The 1,120-nt window shown below is 52.2% G+C and carries 2 protein-coding genes and 1 pseudogene; 2 read left to right on the plus strand and 1 reads right to left on the minus strand.

Annotated elements, in window-relative coordinates; translation table 11 throughout:
- Positions 1 to 153 (plus strand): annotated as a pseudogene (locus tag AO068_RS26270) (DUF1523 family protein); the annotation flags it as partial.
- 47 nt (positions 154 to 200) lie between these two features.
- On the opposite strand, the gene AO068_RS25185 reads toward AO068_RS26270, so the two are convergent.
- A complete protein-coding gene (locus AO068_RS25185; RefSeq protein ID WP_058409772.1) occupies positions 201 to 893 on the minus strand; it encodes a DUF433 domain-containing protein in 693 nt (230 codons plus the stop codon).
- A gap of 166 nt (positions 894 to 1,059) precedes the next feature.
- Between AO068_RS25185 and AO068_RS29890 the strand changes: the two genes are divergently transcribed.
- Positions 1,060 to 1,120: DUF1523 family protein (locus tag AO068_RS29890; RefSeq protein ID WP_414892567.1), on the plus strand; the 61-nt coding region annotated here is incomplete at its 3' end.

Raw genomic sequence — 1,120 nt, forward strand, 5'->3', positions numbered from 1 at the left:
ACAGAGGTTGAGGCGGTGACGAGTCGCGATCAGCCGTTTCCGGTGTTTAATACGATCTTTTTTGTGGTGGTGGGGTTGTTGGTGGTGATGGTTGTGGTTGGGGTGAGGAAGAGATTTCGTAGGCAGCCGCGGGTTGATGGGGTGGCGAGGTAGAAGCCAATCCCTAACCTGAGCAGTCAGTTACTGACTGGCCACGTATCTTAAGCTGCGTGGCTAAGCTCATAGGTAAAAGCTGCTTTCACTGCGACAGGCGCAATCTCATAAAGTAAAGCCACACGCTTCGCGTTCTGGCCTTCAGCTAGATAAGAATGATAGATCGTTGCTGTGTCGATTCCCGTTGTTGCCAACACCGGTTTGCCAAAATTCCTCGCTGGGTCCAAAACAACTGCCCTGCTTCGCCTTACCTGATACCAGCGCTTTGCCGACTCTTCACCTGCGTAATCAATGCCCTCATACAGGGAAGGTGTGATGACCTGCTTGAACGCGTACTGCCGCTTTACCAAATCCAGCAGAGCCTCATCACCCGTTTCATCCAGGACGGTCGCGAAAATGTCTCGTCCGTCGGTTTGAAAGCGTCTGCACGTAAACGGGTAGCGCTGACCAAACATTTCTCTGGCTTGTAACGAGGCGCTGCGGATCGCTTGCAAGCTGACGCCGTGCTGGCGAAATGCATGAACAAAATGAATTTCCAGCAGGTCGTGGAAGCCGAGCAGCTTGTCTTCCAGAAATGCGACCTCTGGCGTCCAGAGGCCGGGGTGATCGACGCCTGCCGCGCTATAGCCAAACATCCATCTGCGAATGTCTTTTGCCGGAATGCCCGTGTATGAGGACGCTTCTGCTGGGGTATAGAGACCTAATCCGAGGAGGCGGCTGGGTGATGTAGCGGTGTTCATATGCCCCCTCCATTGCATGAGCTGATTAAGCGGGGGATTTTGAGCCTGATTCAGGCATCAATCAATGTCCGTTTCGGGGAATCATATGGATTAGGACTGAGCCTATGAAGAAAGGTGAATAGTCCTACGAAATCATAGACGCCGAACTCAAGACACTCGATAAATCATATTTAGTCGCAACGAAGATATCGGCTGGAGCTTCCCGTGGTACTTCAAATTCGACTCCG

The organism is Pseudomonas sp. ICMP 3272, assembly GCF_001466905.1.
GTDB classification, from domain to species: domain Bacteria; phylum Pseudomonadota; class Gammaproteobacteria; order Pseudomonadales; family Pseudomonadaceae; genus Aquipseudomonas; species Aquipseudomonas amygdali.